The organism is Acetivibrio clariflavus DSM 19732, from assembly GCF_000237085.1.
Classification (GTDB): domain Bacteria; phylum Bacillota; class Clostridia; order Acetivibrionales; family Acetivibrionaceae; genus Acetivibrio; species Acetivibrio clariflavus.
Map to the genome: position 1 here is coordinate 1,533,105 of NC_016627.1, position 12,944 is coordinate 1,546,048.

The following is a 12,944-nucleotide window of genomic DNA, read 5'->3' on the forward strand; positions in this document are numbered from 1 at the left end:
GTGACTAACTGAATTGGGAAATTACCGATAAACAGTCTGTTAAATATTAATTCCCAAGCAGTTGGAACAATGAATACAGCTTACAGGCTGCGGTAATTTATACGATTTGTAAATGAAATACAAATATTTTAGAGCTATTATGTACTGTTTTTCAATGGTTTGATTTTTTGAAAACCAGTTTTTTCTACGTGCAAAAGTCGTTTGTTGAAGGATGATGTGCAATTCTGTTACATATAAAAATGCGGTTTATTTCGGATAAGATAGAGAAATTGAAGTTTATGGAGGTAAAACATGTCGAAAGCGAATATTACACCCCAGCAGAGAAAACTTGATATTGACTTATGGATAATTGGACTGACTACTTTTGCAGTTTTTGCATTGTATTCAGTATTTTCAGATCAATTCATGTCTTTTGTTAAGAATGACAACATACCAGTACTCTTAAGATTGACAGTAATTGCAGCACTGCAGTTTGGCGTTGCAGGTCTTGGAATTAGTGCGGTATGTTTGATTCGCAGAGAAAGTTTCTTTAACTTCGGTCTAAAAAAGGATAACTTTTTTATATCCATTTTGGGGACATTGGGGTGTTTTGTACCACTTATTGTTTATGTTTTTGCTTCAGGGCAGTTTGACGGGTATATGCCGTTTTCTTCGATTATACTTACAGATAAACTAATGGAAAGCGGAATCTTTTTGAAAATAGTTGGAATGCTTATTGTCATAGCAGTATGGGGTTTTTTTGAGGGATTTAATTATGTGGTTGTAAGTGAGAAGATAAGTCAAAGGTATCCTTCAAAGCATAAATTGCTTGATTGGGGCGCTGTTGTATGCGCAGTGGTTTGCATTCTGGTTCATCCAATCAACATTTCCTTCTTGGGTTTAATGGAGATATTAGTTACCTTATTTGCCATATATGGAATGTTAATTGTTAAGAAGGTTACAGGAAATGCCTGGGGATGTATTTTTGCATTTTTATTTGTTTGGAACGCGATATAAGGCTTGATATAGGGCTTTAGATTATCTCTTATTCTCAAAATTTATCAATAAAATTTCCTAAAAGACTTGACAAAAAAAGAAAAAGATTTATAAAATATTATTAGCACTCACTACAATTGAGTGCTAATAAAAAATTAATATTATGATTGCTTTATAGATATATTTATATAGTGTATATAATAATATTTTTCTCTTAATGCGGATGAGGTCTTGGAAAGCTTTTTTATTTGAGGAATGCTCAAAAGAATATTGAGGATGTTGGACAAAGGAGTGGATGTTATGGCTGCAAAATTTGTAACAAAGCTCACTGGTTCCGACAAACATTCCTACAGGGAGCTTTTTCACAGGAATCCTAACAATCCGATTCTTTCATCAAAAAATTGGCCCTATGCGGCAAATACCGTATTCAATCCTGCTGCAACCATGTACAAGGGCAAGGTATTGCTTTTGGCAAGGGTTGAGGATAGAAGAGGTTTTTCACATCTTACAAAAGCCGTCAGCGAGGATGGTATAACTAATTGGATAATAGATGAAAAGCCTACTCTTGAGGCTGATCCGGAAAACTTTCCTGAAGAGAAATGGGGAATTGAAGATCCGAGAATTACCTGGGTGGAAGAGCTCGGTAAATATGCGGTGGTATATACTGCCTATTCAAAAGGCGGACCTCTGGTTTCAATGGCATTGACTGAAGACTTTGAAAAATTTGAAAAACTCGGATCAATAATGCCGCCGGAGGACAAGGATGCGGCGTTATTCCCAAGAAAGATTAACGGTAAATGGCTGCTTATACACAGACCTATTACAGCGCATCATGGTCCGAGAGCGCATATATGGATATCGAGATCCGATGACCTTAAATATTGGGGAGAACACCAAATACTGATCGATGCCCGCCAGGGCGGTTGGTGGGATGCCAATAAAGTGGGATTGTGTACTCCACCGCTTGAAACTCCCGAAGGTTGGCTAATATTATATCATGGTGTCAGGCAGACAGCTGCCGGTGCAATATACAGGCTTGGCCTTGCTCTTTTGGACCTGGAATGTCCTTGGAGAGTAACTCGCAGGAGTGATGAATGGGTATTTGGTCCCCGCGAGGTTTATGAAAGAGAAGGCGACGTGGACGATGTGGTATTCCCCTGCGGTTGGGTTCATGATGAAAAAACAGGGGAAATCAAAATGTATTATGGCGCTGCGGATACCTGTATTGCTATGGCAACTACTAATATCAAGGACTTGCTGGAATACATCAAAAAGTGTCCGGAACCTGTAATGGACGAAGAACTCTAAAAAGTTTTCAATTGTTGAAATAAATATATTACAAACAAAATAAGCTTGGAGGTATACATATGAAGGCATTATTTTTAGCAGGTGGTTTTGGAACACGATTAAAACCGATTACAAACGACTTGCCTAAGCCAATGGTGCCGATTATGGGCAAGCCTCTGCTTGAAAGAAATATTGAAAATCTAAAAAAGCACGGTATTGATGAAATTGTATTGAGTACATGCTATAAACCCTATAAAATTGAAAATCATTTTAAAGACGGGAAAAAATTTGGCGTAAAAATAAATTATATTACTGAAGATATGCCGTTGGGCACGGCAGGAGCAATTAAAAATGCGGAAAGCTTTTTTGACGACACCTTCCTGGTGTTTAATGCAGATATATTGAGTGATATTGATATTTCCGATATGATACGTTTCCATAAAGAAAAGCAAGCGTTGGCGACAATTGCGGTAACTAAAGTTGATAATCCTTCAGCCTATGGGGTAATTGAGCATGATGAAAACGGATTTATTACCGCATTTAAGGAAAAGCCAAAGCCACATGAAAGCAATTCCAATTTGATTAATGCGGGTGTTTATATTTTTGAACCTCAGTTATTGGACTATATACCTACCGGAAGGGCAGTTTCTATAGAAAGAGAAACCTATCCGCTGCTTCTTCAAAAGGGATTTAAAATAGCAGTTTATAACAAATGCTCTTACTGGCTCGACTTGGGTACACCGGAAAAGTATCTCAAGGCTCACAGGGATATCCTTGAAGGAAATATACATGTGGGTGAGCATGACTTTAACAGGAGTAAGCAATACATCAGCAAGTCGGCAAGGATACACCACAGTGTAAAAATATTAGGATCTGTATATATAGGTGAAAACGTGGAAATCAGTTCCTTTGCCGTTATAGGTCCTGGTACTGTATTGTGTGATAATTCCTCGGTGGGTGTGAATGCTAAGGTAATAGGAAGCGTAGTTTGGGACAATGTTCATGTTGGAGACGGAGCATCGGTTGTAAATTCAGTGGTTATGTCCAATTGCAGGATCGACAAAAACAAAAAAGAATTAAACTGTGTTTTGACAGGCAGCTTAAGTCATCCGATTGCGGTATAAAAAGGAATAAAGGAGGTTATAACATGGTTTCAAATAGACCGCGAAATATTGCGTTTTTAAGTACGTACCCTCCAAGGGAATGCGGACTGGCAACCTTTACCCAGGACCTTGTCAGGGAACTTGATAATGTGGGAGTTCTGAATAAACCGAAGGTTATAGCTGTTAGCAATGACAATTACAGTTACAGCGACAGAGTTATAATGGAACTTAAGCAGCACGAAAGGGAAAGCTATATTGAAACTGCAAATACCATTAATAGCTCTGATATAGAGCTTCTTGTGATAGAGCATGAATACGGTATATTTGGAGGAGATTCGGGCGAATATATACTTGATCTTGTAGAAAATCTGCAAATACCTTTTATAGTCACACTTCATACAGTGCTTCCAAGTCCTCTGGAAAAGCAAAAGGAAATATTGGAGGTGCTTGGACAGAAAAGCGCAAAGGTTGTTACCATGGCAAAAAATACAAAACCCATACTTGAGAAGGTTTACAATATAGATCCTTCAAAGATAGAAGTTATACATCATGGTGTACCCTACAGGATTTTAGAGTCAAGAGAAAAACTGAAAGAAAAGCATGGTCTTTCGGGGAAGAGCGTAGTTAGTACTTTTGGTCTTTTAAGTCCGGGAAAAGGTTTGGAATATGGAATTGAAGCCATTGCAATGGTGGCGAAAAAACATAAGGACATTGTTTACCTGATTTTAGGCCAAACTCACCCGTGTGTAAAGAAAGAGTCGGGTGAAGTGTACAGAGAAAAACTGATGGCATTGGTAAACGACTTGGGAATCAGCGAACATGTAAGGTTTGTGGATAAATACCTTACAAAGGATGAAATTATACACTATCTCCAGCTATCGGATATTTACATGACACCTTATCTTGGAAAAGATCAGGCGGTCAGCGGTACTTTAGCATATGCAGTGGGATATGGAAGGGTTATAGTATCTACTCCATACAGCTATGCAAAGGAAATGCTGGCAGAAGGAAGAGGACTTTTAGCCGAATTTAATGATGCCCGTTCGCTGGCTGAGCAGATAGAATATGTTTTGGAGAATCCCGATGCAAAAGAAGAAATGGAAAGGAAGACCTTGAGTGTTGGCAGGACAATGATGTGGGGAAATGTTGCTAACCATTATACAAAGCTCTTTATAGATACACTGGAAGAACAGAAACTTGCCGGCAGCCAGGTGGTATAATGGTAAGCTCTTGTTTCAAAGGAGCTTTGAAGGATGACCACATCTTCCGGATGACTGACGATACCGGAATGCTGCAGCACTCAAAATGTTCTATTCCGGATCCAAACTTCGGATATACTACTGATGACAATGCCAGAGCATTAATTATGGCACTGATGCTCTATGAAAGATACAAAGATAAAAAATATCTTGACCTTGTTTACCGTTATTCTTCCTTTTTGCTAAATGCACAGAATGAAAAGGGCAAGTTTAAAAATTTCATGAGTTACGACAGGAAATGGCTTGAGGACGAGGGCTCAGAGGACTGTTTCGGCAGATGTATTTGGGCACTGTGCTTTGCCATTTCCAACGAGTATACACCTTTGGGAATAAAACATGGTTTTTCGTATATATTGGAAAAAGCCATGCCTCATATATCAAATCTTTATGCAGTGAGAGCAAAGGCATATTCAATTATTGGCCTTGCCCATCTTGATGGAGAAGAGCCAAAAAGTCTCATTTATGAAACTGCCCGCTCTCTTTGTTGCAAATATGAGGAACACAGGGATGGGGACTGGAAATGGTTTGAGGATATTGTGGCCTACTGCAATAACGTTCTTCCATGGTCCCTTATATCGGCTTACAGGATTACTAAAGAAAGAAAATTCCTTGATGTAGCCGAGGAAAGCTTGGAATTTCTTGAGAGAGTGACTTTTAAGAATGGATACTTCAAACCGGTGGGATGTAAAGGATGGTTTTTAAAGGGAGAATCCCCGGCGGAATATGACGAACAGACAGTGGAAGCTTGTGAAGCGGTTTTGACTTACTGTGAAGCCTATGAGGCGACAGGGGATAAGAGATACCTGCAAAAGGCAAAGAGAAGCCATGCATGGTATGAATGTGCCAATTCAAAGGGAATCAGGCTGATTGATAGTGAAACTGGAGGATGTTACGATGGCCTGACCCATGACGGAGTAAATTTAAACATGGGAGCAGAAAGCCTTGTTTCATATATAATATCATATTTAAAAATATCGGATATTGATATATGAAAAAAGGAGTGATGCAACATAAGCAGTAAAGAAAAAATAGTATTAAAAAAAGTAAACAATAAAGCTGTTATAAATACATTAAAGCCGGAAAATAAGCCGGTAAAATAAAAAAGACTAAAGAACATTTGAAGAAAATTTTAAAAATAGAGTAATGTAATAAAAGCTGTCAAAAACGACAGGGGCAAACCTTGGCATGGGACAGCATTAAAAAGTCCAAGCCGCCAATTATGGAAAAGCCATTCCTTGAAAGGCTGCTGATGGGCTTAAAGCATGAATAAGTCAATGATGTGGTGAAAGCCACATGTCAAAAAATCCTATCATATTATAAACATTTCGAAAGGCGGCAGATTTGGACTAAATGTCAGTTTCATTGCACAAGTTTGCCGTTGGAAAGTGAAGAATAAAAAAGAAAGCTTTTATAAATATTTCTAAATTCTTATCTTATTTTAAATTCTTATTTCTTATCAAAACAGATTAAGTTAATTATTTATCTTTTAGGAAAGTGAAAGTCAATTTTACCGGTGAAGGCTTACGGTTTAGGATGCCTCCGGCTGTCAAAAAGAATTGCCTTTCTTCAAGCACTGTTTTTTAGCAAGATACCTTTATAGTACCGGTTATTGTCAATTAGCTTATGTTTGCTTAATTAGGCCGCCGTACCATAAAGGGTACTTTCAGTAAACTTATTAATGTAAAATAATACCTGAAAAAGTAAACGCTATTGTCACCTTCTATACTGGAGCAATCGAAAGATATGCACTAAAAATGCACTATTTATGGGACATGATTTGAAAGATATTGCTTGTAAACATTTATGAAGTCAATTGATTATCAAACAGTAAAAGAGGTGATTATATGCTGTATCCGTATAAAATGATGCCTATATATAAGGACTACATTTGGGGAGGACATAATTTAAGGAAACTTGGAAAACCTGCGCCGGAGGGAAAGGTGGCAGAAAGCTGGGAACTGTCGGCTATATCGGGAAGTGAAAGTATTATAGCCAATGGCCCGTTACAGGGAAAAACTTTGACAGAAGTGATAAAAAAGTATGGCAAGTCGGTGCTTGGAGAAAAATTTGCATCGGATAAGACTAATTCAACACTGCCGGTGCTCTTGAAATTCATAGATGCCGGCGACAGGATTTCCATACAGGTTCACCCCGATGATGAGTATGCTTTAAAGCATGAGCAAGGTAAAATGGGGAAGACCGAAATGTGGTATATTATTGATGCGGAACCTGACGCAACAGTTATTCACGGCTTTCTTGAAAACTATGACAAGGAAAAGATTCGTCAGGCTATTTTGGATGAGAAACATGAAGGTTTATATAGAGAGTTCAAAGTAAAAAAAGGTGATGTAGTCTTTATTCCGGCAGGTACAGTACATGCTTTAAACGGAGGAGTAGTTATAGCAGAAATCCAGCAGCATTCGGATCTTACGTATAGGCTGTTTGACTATAACAGAACTGATGCTGCAGGAAAGAAAAGACCTCTTCACATAAATAAAGCTCTGGATGTACTTGACTATAACAGCCGTAAAGCTTTATTCAATGGAATTTCTATACCTGGCGAGAAAGCAAAGGTAAAGTATTTGGCTATCAGTGATTATTTCTGTGTCAGGCACATTGAGAGTAAAGGTATGCCCATTGAGATGAATACTACTGACGAATCCTTTACAGCTTTCATGTTTATAGAAGGAGAGGCGGAAATTATATCAAACGGTGAAAAAGTGCATGTCGGTGCTCTTGAAACCGTATTTATTCCTGCTTTTATGGGAAGTTTTATACTTGATGGGAACTTTACCGCTCTCCAGATTTTCATACCCGATTCGGTTTATGAGGAATATAACTATTTATCGGAAATGGGCTTTTCGCATAATGACATAATAAACGGCGTTGCAGGAGCCGAGAACCTTTATGCTTCACTTAAGACAACGGCTTAAAGGTTCCTTTAAGCATAAAAATCAATAATGAAAAATGGAGGGATTTACTTATGACTGTATTACTGAATGCAACAGAAAGAAAAGAAAAGGCGAAAAAGGTAAGATGCTCAGGTTATGTTCCCGGTAGTATGTATGGCCCAGGGTTAGAAAAAAATATTGAAATTCAGATTAAAGAGAATGAAATAAACAAATTTTTAAAGAGCCATTCTATCGGGGCAAAGACAAAAATAAAGGTCAATGGAACTGAACAATTGTGTGTTGTTAAGGATATTCAGTATGATGCTGTAAGTAATAAACCTATCCATATTGAGTTTTATGCTTCTTCTGAGGATCGTTTGGTAAGGTCAAAGGTGCCTATTAAGTTTAAAGGCAATGAAAATCTTTCAAACAGAAATCTTGTTTTAAATATATTAAAAGATGAGATTGAGCTTCAGGGAAAATTGAAAGACTTGCCGGAATTTATCGAGGTGGATGTTTCCTCGTTAGATGACGGAAGCATAATTACAATGCGTGATATTGCCCTGCCTGAAGGCGTTAGACTGTTGTCCAGGGAAGATGAGACAGCAGCCAGTGTAACAGTGGCTTCAACATTAGTTTCTTAGACTGAGTAGGAAAAGTTTAAAATATAAGAATGTTGGCTTTTTGAGAAATGAGGAAATGAGTTCGAATTTAACCGAACTCATTTCTTTTTTAGTTGTTTTAAAAATTTATATAATCAATGAGTTATTATATGTATTTATACTTTTTTAGTAGTTTTGTACTGCTTCATATGGTAAAAATATTAACGGATTATGGTAATTAAAGTTTATTTTGCAAAAAATATTTTATCTGCCCATTCAACAATTTTTTTTAACTACTACAAAAGAATATGTTTTATCGGATTTGTTTTAAGACAAAAATAAATAAAAGCTCGTAAATTAATACGACTTACAAGGAGTTGGAAAAATGAAAAATGTAGTGATAACGGGAAGCACTCGTGGATTAGGCTTAGAGATGGCTAAAGAGTTTTTGAAGGAAGGTTGCAATGTAACTATTTCCGGTTCAAAACCTGAATCCTTTAATAAAGCGAAAGATGAGCTAAAGGATTTTGAAGACCGCTTTATTTATGTAACATGTAACGTAAGAAATATGGATGAAATAAAAAATCTATGGCAAAAGTCGGTTGAAAAGTGGGGAAAAGTAGATATATGGATAAATAATGCAGGACAGAATTGTCCTTATGAATTTTTTTATGATACATCGGATGAGTATGTTGATACTGTTATCGACACAAATATAAAGGGTGTTATTTACGGATCTAAGGTTGCTGCTGAGAATATGCTGAAACAGGGGTATGGACAGATTTGGAATATGGAAGGTTTAGGCTCGGATGGCAGGATTGTTGAGAAAACTCTTTTATATGCATCTTCAAAAGCAGCTATTACTTATTTCACTAAAGGACTTGCAAAAGAACTGAAGAACTCTCCTGTAAAGATTGGCAGGTTGTCACCCGGTATGATGCTTACAGATCTAATGGTAAAAACATCTACTGGGGAACCTTCGTCAGTTAATCAGGATGCTCAATTTAAAAAGATTTTTAATATTCTTGGGGAAAGGCCTGAAACAGTTGCAAAGTTCCTTGTTCCAAGAATACTTAGTAATACAAAACAGGATGCGCATATAGTATGGCTCACAAATTTTAAGGCAATGAGGAAATTTATAACGGCTCCTTTTAGAAAGAGGGAGGATTTGTTGAAGTAAAGCTATACAAAATTTATGAGAAATAAAAAGATATAATTATTTTTGCAAATATAGTAAAGTTAAACTTGTTAAATAAATGTTATAGTTTTTGAGATTTCGTTTTTATCGAGCTCTTCATGACCTTGGTCTTTGAAGAGCAATTTTTATTTCATGATGTACTTGTTTTTTTTATTTTATGAAGTTCTATGCCTTAATAGGGGAGTAAAATAATTATTTATCAACTACTTGTTAGTGTAGTGGGAATTATTGACAAAAATGAAGATTCAATATATATCTATAAAATAGAGAACTAAGAAGTATTCCTAAGATAAAAGTTAAAAAGAAATCTGAAATCTTTGGATAAAGCAATATTATAACTTTGCAGGAAACTAATTTTTATTGAAATATTTAAAATCAAGTGATCGAAACAATTATTGAATTTTAAATAAACAGGTTAATCTTAACTATGTGGGATGTAAATAGTGGTGAAATTTATATTCCTTATATTGTTGTTACGTTATTCATTAACTATGTGGGATTTTATTTTTTAGTGAAGTAAAACAAGTAAGTATTCTACAATTAATTAGAAATTTAATTGTTCTTTAATCTATTTATGAGTTGGACTATCTTGCTAGATCAATTCCGCTATAATTGTATATATAAAAAACTAAAAATATAAAATTTTTTCTAACTACATCATAGCTAATATCAATTTTTAAGGATATCATTTCAGATAATAAAGCAAAAGATTATCTTAAAAGGTGTATTTATATTAATAGCTTGTCTATGAAATATTGAATCGATAATGTCTATTCCATTTTGATAAGATAAGCTAAAAAACAAATAATTTAATACAAAAGTAGTAATATATAGATATGATAAATATCATTGATGATACTGAAGTGATAAAATAGTCCCTTTTAATATTCTAATTATTACAAAATAAAAAAATTTCTATACATTTCACCACTAGGCTTTACAAAAAAAGAGAGTTATGGTATATTATACACAGAAGGTTATAGTAAATATAACCTAAAATGTAATTAGATAACATAAAGTGTTATTTTCTTGGGGGAATCTTCATGAGCCAGGTTGGAAATGCAATTAAAATGTATATCTTATTACAGGCCAGAGGCAAAATGAAGTTGAGTGAAATTGCAAAAGCTCTTGAAGTTGACGAAAGACAAGTACGAAGATATCGCGATTGCTTAGAACAAGCAGGAATATATATTGAAGCTGATAGAGGAAAGTATGGGGGATATAAATTACAGAACGATAATTTAATGTTAGGTCTTAACATTTCTAAACAAGAGCAATATTCACTTCAACTTGTTGAAAAATATCTTACTGATTCAAATCATATTGCAGCAAAAGACATTTCAAGCCTTTTAGCTAAGATCAATTTAATAAGCTGCAAAAAAGAAAAAGAGCAAATTGATTTTTGCAATTACATGTCAAAGGAGACTATTTCAAATATTAATTTAGATGTAGAGAGAAAAAAGTTTTTGGATATACATGCTGCAGTACTTTCAAGAAACAAGATCAAAATGGATTACAATTCTTTAAATTCCGGTAAATATAAAAGAATAGTTCGCCCTTATCATACATTGCAGTATAAACAGGATTTATATGTGGTTGGTTTTTGCGAATTGAAGAAAGAGATTCGTGATTTTAAGATTTCCAGAATTGAGGATTATGAAATACTAGATGAGAAATTTCCTAAAGATGAAAGCTTTGATCCTGAAAAGTTTATGGAGAACTGTTTTGGTATTTATAAAGGAAAGGAATATAATATTAAGCTTAAAATAATGTACCCAATGTCGCATATTATTAAGGAAAAGATTTGGGTTAAAAACCAAGTCATAACCGAATGTGAGGATAACTCTATAATTTTTAAGGCAAAGATGAGAGGTCTTGAGGAGATAAAAACCTGGATTTTAGGTATGGGATCTAATGTGATTGTTTTAGAACCTAGTGAAATTATAGAAGAAGTAAAAAATGAAATAAAGGAAATGAAAAAATTGTATATGTGCAACGATATGTCCTGATTAGGATATAAAATGTAGTTGTGGAAGACCAGCTAATTAAAGTCAAGAGTTTTTAAGAAAAATTTTGAGAAATTTTTTTAGGTTCCTGACGTTAATGAAACGCATGACAACAAGACCACCTAAGTGAAGTAGACATAAAATAGCTGGTCTGAAATAGCAAGTTGCTCTTTGAAAACTGAACATCAAGTACAGTACTATCAAGCTGCTGTATGCTTTGCTGCAAGCATTTGAGCGTGTTCCTGGGGACTGCGTAACTGGTAAGGTTTCCTATCCCTTAGAACAGCAAAGATGATACAAACAAGCTTACGCATGACAGCTCCCAAAGCTACCTTTTTAGGTTTGCTCCGGCACTTCTGTTGATAAAACTCCAGCAACACATGATTGCAAGCTGTCTTATCCCGCTTGGAGCGGATATTGGCAAGAGCAATTGTAAAAAGCACCCTACGAAGCAGCCTTGATCCTCGCTTGGACATCTTGTTACGTGTGCCGATAAATTCTCCGGACTGCATGACAGAGGGGTCAACGCCGAAATAGGCAACTAATTTGCTTGGCTTTGAGAAGGCAGAAAAGTCTCCAATCTCCGCAAGAATAGTGGCAGCAGAGAGAAGGCCTATACCTGGCAGGCTCTGCAAAAGCTCAAGCGTCAATGCCAGCATGGGCATATCCTTCGCCATATCTTCAGCAATCAGTAGACGAATGGACTTAAGGACTTTCTCCAGGTTTTCTTCCAAGGTTTTGATCATGGAGATATATACGCCCAGCATGGCAACATTTGAGGCATTATGAATGCTCAGAGGTGCAAAATCTCTGGCCTTGGAGACCAGAAGCTCATACTTGGCAGTTGACCATTTAAGGCTTTTGCGGGATTTCTTCTGAATCAGTGAAATCAGCTTGTTCCTGTTAGCCTTAAGAATATGAGCAGGAGTAGGATACTCCTCCAGGACAGCTATAGCAGCCTTTGAGAATATATTGGAGAAGACATCCTTGAAGTTAAGCATGAGTTGGTCAACAATACCGGTAAGCCTATTTTTGTAAGCAGTAAGCTCATCATTCAGTTTGTAGTACTGGCGGCATAAGCTTCTGAGGCACTCAATATTCTCATTGGGGATGTTGGTTGACTTAAGTTCCTGAAATCTATATAGCAGGGCAATTTTCCGGGCATCCACTTTATCATTTTTCACTTTTCTGATTCCAATATTTTTGATAGAATCAGTCTGGATGGGGTTTGTAACGGAAACCTCAAATCCAGCTTTACAAAGTGAATGGAAAAGGATTTTGTGATAGTGCCCGGTGGATTCCATGACGATGAAAGGCCTTGAATCAAAGTCCTTTTCCGTTTTTTTCAGCAATTCAACGGCTCTTTCAACGTCAGTACTGGAATCATGGCGAATCTTCATGCGGGCAACTACTTCATTAGATGGAGAAAGAATCGCCATCTCACTGAAGAATTTACCCACATCAATGCCTGCAATGGGTCTGAAATTCATTAAAAATGCCTCCTTTTCAAGATAAATGGACTTAAAAGCCTCCATTCCTTCCCATGTAAGCAAACAACCTTGCATGTGACACGAGGAACCAGCTTTAAGCTGGCCTCAACCAGCCAAATCATGTAGACTTACC

Annotated in this window: 10 protein-coding genes; 9 read left to right on the forward strand and 1 reads right to left on the reverse strand. The window is 36.3% G+C overall.

The window, feature by feature from the left end; translation table 11 throughout:
- Window positions 1-291: 291 nt before the first annotated feature.
- From CLOCL_RS06505 to CLOCL_RS06545, 9 genes are all read left to right on the forward strand, one after another.
- Window positions 292-996 carry a hypothetical protein gene (locus CLOCL_RS06505; protein ID WP_014254591.1) on the forward strand — a complete coding sequence of 235 codons (705 nt, stop codon included), beginning with the start codon at window positions 292-294 and terminating at the stop codon, window positions 994-996.
- 279 nt (window positions 997-1,275) lie between these two features.
- Complete coding sequence (locus tag CLOCL_RS06510; RefSeq protein WP_014254592.1) at window positions 1,276-2,283, forward strand: glycoside hydrolase family 130 protein; 1,008 nt, start codon at window positions 1,276-1,278, stop codon at window positions 2,281-2,283.
- A 59-nt stretch (window positions 2,284-2,342) separates the two neighbouring features.
- Window positions 2,343-3,386: a nucleotidyltransferase family protein gene (locus CLOCL_RS06515; protein ID WP_014254593.1), complete on the forward strand. Its 1,044-nt coding sequence runs from the start codon at window positions 2,343-2,345 to the stop codon at window positions 3,384-3,386.
- Window positions 3,387-3,409: 23 nt separating this feature from the next.
- Window positions 3,410-4,585, forward strand: coding sequence for a glycosyltransferase family 4 protein (locus tag CLOCL_RS06520; protein WP_014254594.1), 1,176 nt, complete (start codon window positions 3,410-3,412; stop codon window positions 4,583-4,585).
- Window positions 4,585-5,616 carry a glycosyl transferase gene (locus tag CLOCL_RS06525; protein WP_014254595.1) on the forward strand — a complete coding sequence of 344 codons (1,032 nt, stop codon included), beginning with the start codon at window positions 4,585-4,587 and terminating at the stop codon, window positions 5,614-5,616. Before CLOCL_RS06520 ends, CLOCL_RS06525 begins: the two co-directional genes overlap by 1 nt.
- Before the next feature lie 852 nt (window positions 5,617-6,468).
- Window positions 6,469-7,557, forward strand: a complete 1,089-nt coding sequence (locus tag CLOCL_RS06530; protein ID WP_014254596.1) for a type I phosphomannose isomerase catalytic subunit — start codon at window positions 6,469-6,471, stop codon at window positions 7,555-7,557.
- A 50-nt stretch (window positions 7,558-7,607) separates the two neighbouring features.
- Entirely contained in the window at window positions 7,608-8,159 is a 552-nt protein-coding gene (locus tag CLOCL_RS06535) for a 50S ribosomal protein L25 (protein WP_014254597.1), read from the forward strand.
- Window positions 8,160-8,502: 343 nt separating this feature from the next.
- On the forward strand, window positions 8,503-9,297 hold the full coding sequence (locus CLOCL_RS06540; protein WP_014254598.1) for an SDR family oxidoreductase: 795 nt from the start codon (window positions 8,503-8,505) through the stop codon (window positions 9,295-9,297).
- Between the two features lie 1,061 nt (window positions 9,298-10,358).
- Window positions 10,359-11,324 carry a helix-turn-helix transcriptional regulator gene (locus CLOCL_RS06545; RefSeq protein ID WP_014254599.1) on the forward strand — a complete coding sequence of 322 codons (966 nt, stop codon included), beginning with the start codon at window positions 10,359-10,361 and terminating at the stop codon, window positions 11,322-11,324.
- A 197-nt stretch (window positions 11,325-11,521) separates the two neighbouring features.
- Here the strand turns inward: CLOCL_RS06545 and CLOCL_RS06550 are convergent, their stop codons facing one another.
- The gene (locus CLOCL_RS06550) at window positions 11,522-12,811 is read right to left on the reverse strand and encodes an IS110 family RNA-guided transposase (protein WP_014254600.1); all 1,290 of its coding nucleotides are present in this window, start codon (window positions 12,809-12,811) and stop codon (window positions 11,522-11,524) included.
- Window positions 12,812-12,944 lie beyond the last annotated feature (133 nt).